The sequence below is a fragment of the Clostridium estertheticum genome, assembly GCF_018861295.1.
GTDB lineage: Bacteria > Bacillota > Clostridia > Clostridiales > Clostridiaceae > Clostridium_AD > Clostridium_AD estertheticum_D.
The window spans coordinates 1-4,727 of sequence record NZ_JAHLDM010000060.1 but is presented as its reverse complement, the minus strand read 5'-3'; the positions used below and the strand labels follow the sequence as shown (position 1 = coordinate 4,727).

Sequence of the window (4,727 nt, the reverse complement as noted above, 5' to 3'; positions counted from 1 at the left end):
ATGAATCATCATGACATTTTAATGTATAGACAGTTGCTCCACCTTTATCATTAATAAAGATTCCATCTACTTCAGTAAAGGTTTCAACATGACCATCTGTGCAAAGTACATTTACAAGCTCATTCTCTAAATACAGATAACTTTCAAAGTTTGTTGTCCATCCCATTCCAAGGGACCCAGTTCTAGTGTTTACAGATTCATATTTTCTTTCAATTTTAAACTCTTCGTGGATATCTGGAAGTACAATGTCTGTTGCTGGTATATATAAACTTCCTGTAGCTCCATCAACTGGATCTGAAAAACATAGTTTATTACCAACATATTTTTTTATAAACGTAGCTGTTAAATTTGCATCTCCCGTGGTAGCTATTTCTCCAGCTACACCATTTGCCGTATCTAAACCCGTTCTAATTTTGCCAAGTGCTTTACATCTCTCCTCTGCTGTTTTACCTAATTTCATTAACTTCCCAGCTTCTTCGAGTTTATTTAGTTTATTCATGGCACCCATAGTTACGCAAGATAATCCCCCTGAGGTTATAGCTGAGTCTAGATAACTAGTTATGCTGTTATTAAGTACGCCGTCTTGTGCATAGTCCATTATTGCATTAATAGCAACATCGCCACCCATATCAAATGCAAGCTTTTTGGCTAAAATGGCTGCTGAGCCTCCTGATAAAATTACAATCGCTACTCCTGATATTATAACTGAGCCGTATTTTACTATGTTATACAGAGTTTCATTTCCTCCACAAACTGTATCCAGCAGGAAGTTACCGGTTTTTGAGAAGTCTCCACTCTGGGCCTTGCTATAACTTGTCCGGCCTTCCGCCATTTCGGATGCACCTGCGACCACTGCTATACTCCCCGCCGCTAATGTTAATATAGGACCAAGTGCTAATCCCCCTGTTCCTACTATAATTACCACTGCAACTGCTATTGCTACTACTCCAATCACTGCCGCCACTAGTCCAAATCCCATCTTACTTTTAGCTTCTTGAATTTTTTGCTCTGTTGCATCTTTAGCTTGTGCATTAATCTGGCCTATTAAAGCTGCATCATCTTTACCTCTATTGGCTATTCCCTCTGGTAATGCTATTGCATCTTTAATGCTCCCATCATTCTTAATCATTGGTCCTTGCAAGAAAATTTGATCAGCTATTTGAAGTCCAAGGGTTCCTCCTTTTGACAATTCTATTTTGCTTTTAGCAGAAATCTCAATAGTTTCAGGTCTAAGAGAAGGAGTATCTCCATCTGCATTTCTCATTCCCAGCTCCAAATTTTCAGTTGCTGTAAAGTTTATGTTTTTTCCAGTAAGAGACACATCTCCAGACTGTGCTAAATTCAAAGCTACGCTTCCACTATCATCCGCTTTAAAATTCATATCACTTGGAGTTAGCTTCATTTCACTTCCAATTGGATTTGAAAATGATTTAATATCTGGGTCTTGTATTTTGCTGGCATATTGTGCATTTTTATCCTTAATTCTTATTGCATGGATTGCTATTGCTTCCTTTTCATCATTTGTTGGGAAGTATATGTGAACCTTGCTTTCTTTTTCTGGCATGCAATACCAGCTACTACTTTCAATAGCATAAGTAAAATACTTTTCATTTGAAAATTCCTCATATACAGGGTCTATTTGAAAATGTACCTTTACATTGTTTCCTTTTACTTCTTTTATAGTAGCTGGTATACTCATTCCAAAAATTTTGTGGTTAGTTTTATAGATAGTTCTAACTCCTCTTTCAAGTACCATGGTGTAAATACCTTTTATCTCTTCTTTATATACCTCTGTATGAATTTTTGCCACCCTGCATGTAACATTGTTTAATACTACTTGTTCACCTAACTCAAAGTCTTTATCGCTTATAATATCCCAGGCTATATATTCTTGTAGAAAATTCTCCTTAAGACCCAATGCGTCTCGTTTATTATAAGTGTCAATATCTACAGTTGCCATACAATTTGCAAAACAAAAGACTAACACAAGAATTTCTCCTCATATTAGTCTTTATTTCATGTTTTAAACTTTTTGTTCACGGATTTTTCTATACCTAATGTACAATCAAATCTCTCAACCATTCTTTTAAAATACGTTTTCATATGGTTGCCATTGTTGTCAGACAATTAATCAATTTTTTTCTAAAAAGTGTTAACATATTACATAGGTTTTATACTATTATAAATGTGAGCTTAAAAAGATGACTCCTGTACATAAATCATCTTTCATGTATTTTTTTAGAATACTTCTATTCTCAAGTATAATAATCTAAATCATCTACTACTCTTTTTAGTAAATTGTATCAAGATTTCCTATGCTATAAGAACCATCTTTCAATAAATTTATACCAAATTCATCATTTAAATACCATTTACTTTTGCCAATAATTCTAACCCTATTTTTCATCATTGTTATTTTATCTAAACTAACTAAATTCCAGATATCATTAGATATATCATTACAACCTGTTTTACCTATCAATTTGAATATATCGTCATTTGACATATCCTTCATGTTTTCTCTAAAATCTTTTTCTAATATTTCGCCAATCATCTGTATAGTACTTTCAAAGTTGCAAATATATTTTTTATATAAGAACACAACTTCTTTTTTATATTCTTCATGTTTTTCTAACTCTTCTTCTTCAAAATCATCTTCTTGCCAATCATTTATTCCCAACTCAAACTCTGTTACTTCACCGTTAAATATATCTATTTCTAGACCAATTTTATATGGTGTATTATTTATAATATATTTAATTAATTCTATTTTACGCCATACCTCTGGTTCGTAGGATAACTTCCCCATAACTTTATCCTCTATTATAATGTTATTCATAAAAATCACTCCTCTACTTATTACAATACTATCCACATTTATTATTTTTTATTACACTTTGCTCTTGTAATTTCAATTCTGATACTCCACCTAAATGACCAAAAGTTCCATTAATATCTGTAGGTATCCATTGAGTTCTTTTTCCATTATTTAATTCATGCACTGTTAGTTGATTAGTTTTACGCACAGTATTTAATCTACTACTAATCCTGTTAGATTTTTCATCATATGTTAATTTAGAGTTATTCATTATTTTATTTATTTTCTTATCCCCTAATATTGTATTAGCTAATTCTTGTGATTTAACATTACTTCCTATTATCTTGGAAGTATCACCATTCAATATACTTTCCGCAATTTTATCACTTGTTCTCGCATAATTTGTAGGCCTATCTGTAGACATATCTATGTCTACTTGAAATATAGTGAACTCATCAAAATCAGAAATTCCATTTTTATAATCAACTCCGGTTTTATTGTATTTTTCTAAAATATTTCCAGCATTTTTATGCTGTTCACTCATATCTTCGTATTGATATAGGTTAAATTTTGATTCTCCTCTTTCTCCTGTCCATTTACCGTATATGGCATCTTTTTTCGGAGTATACTTCACTCTATTTCTATAAGCTTCTTTTGTATCATTCAATGGAACTACTCCCTCATACCCACTAGGATCACAATACCCCACCGGATTACTCCCACAATACCCATAAAGATTTAACCCATCACCTCTATAAACATCCTCCTGAGTAAACCTTCCAATAACAGGATTATAGAACCTTGCTCTTAAGTAGTATTGATTCGTTATTCCATCAAACTGTTGACCTGTATAAGTTATCCTATTCTGAACATCTTCGGTGCTTTCTAAAACATTACCAAAAGCATCATAACAATATTCATTTCTAATTTCTTGCTCATTATTAGTAATAAAAACAGTACTTCCCTGCTCATCATGAGTATAATAATACCTATTTTCTTCTGTATTATCATTAATATCAGCAGCAACAACTTCATATCCTCTAGTGAATCTAGAAACTGGATTATACTCCTCATCAGTTTCGACTAAAACATTTTCCTTATGGAAAATAAACTTAGTTAGTTTTTCATTCTCTTCAATCTCAGCTCTTAACCCTTCAGTATCATATCTACTAACCAAAGTGTTTCCTTCCTTAGTTATAGCCTTAACCTGTTGGTTTAAATTGTTATATTCATATGAATTGTTCCCTACTTGAGTTTCTTCTTTTATTGTATTGCCTTGCTTATCATAAGTAAAGTGATTTGTGCCAGAATTTTGTTGTAATTCCTTTAGCTGATTCTTTACATTATAAACATATTTATCTGTTATATCATTTGTTGTTTTACTTAATCTATTCCCTGCTTTATCGTAGGTAAAACTTTCTTGTCTTCCATCATAGCTAGAATCCTTTAATCTATTCATGCTGTCATAGGTGTAGTGATTTTTATGTTTACTGCTTACTTTTTCTATTCTATTACCATTTAAGTCATAAGCATAATTGTAATCTACTAACACTTCACCAGTTGAAGTTACTGTAACTAAACTCTCAACATTGCCATCACCATCATAGCTATAATTCGACTTTAAGCCATTTCCATAGTTTATGCTTTTTATATTATCATTTTTAAAGTAAGCATAATTTACTAGGTTGTCTTCATTGTTATCTTTTATTTCTTTTACTCTATTTGCATCATCATAAGAGTAAATGCTACTCTTACCTGTGATATCTTTTATAGTTTTAGTGTTATTATTCTTATCATAATCATAACTTAGAAGTTTTTTTCCTGATGCACTTTTGCTTTCCAGCATTCCTTCATCATTAAAACTATACTCATATAACATGTTTCCTGTGTATGCATTTTTTAGTGTTCC

Annotated in this window: 3 protein-coding genes; all 3 read right to left on the bottom strand. The window is 31.9% G+C overall.

Translation table 11 applies throughout. The features are described 5' to 3' along the window. Positions 1–1,987, bottom strand: a 1,987-nt coding sequence (locus tag KPL54_RS25485) for a DUF6531 domain-containing protein (protein ID WP_309245424.1), incomplete at its 3' end; no start/stop codon positions are given. A 303-nt stretch (positions 1,988–2,290) separates the two neighbouring features. Continuing rightward, positions 2,291–2,839: a hypothetical protein gene (locus tag KPL54_RS25480; protein ID WP_216109284.1), complete on the bottom strand. Its 549-nt coding sequence runs from the start codon at positions 2,837–2,839 to the stop codon at positions 2,291–2,293. 28 nt (positions 2,840–2,867) lie between these two features. Further along, positions 2,868–4,727, bottom strand: a 1,860-nt coding sequence (locus tag KPL54_RS25475) for an RHS repeat domain-containing protein (protein WP_216109283.1), incomplete at its 5' end; no start/stop codon positions are given.